Genomic DNA, 235 nt, shown 5'->3' with positions numbered 1-235 from the left:
GATGCGGCGGCCCTGTCTCCACTCTTTGCCCGATCCCGGGTCGTTCCTGCCCATCAGATACCGAGTGCCGAGATACTTTTCGTCTATGCCCATTTGAACGAAGACGGAACGATTAAAGGTCCAACGCTCTCGGGAATTCGACAGATCGTTCAACTCACTAATGCGGCAATCGTTGTTCTCGCCTCCCCAAATTCTGGTGCCAGCATTCAAAATGCCGTTGGGCTCCCTGGCCCCA

General features: G+C 54.9%; 1 protein-coding gene. It reads right to left on the bottom strand.

Annotated features, from left to right (window positions below; translation table 11 throughout):
- Window positions 1–235 (bottom strand): hypothetical protein (locus tag RVY79_RS21615; protein WP_317466673.1); only part of this gene is annotated, 235 nt, incomplete at both ends.

This window comes from Chromohalobacter sp. HP20-39, from assembly GCF_033052815.1.
GTDB lineage: Bacteria > Pseudomonadota > Gammaproteobacteria > Pseudomonadales > Halomonadaceae > Chromohalobacter.
The sequence above is the reverse complement of the archived record's forward strand: the minus strand, read 5'-3'. Positions and strand labels throughout refer to the sequence as shown.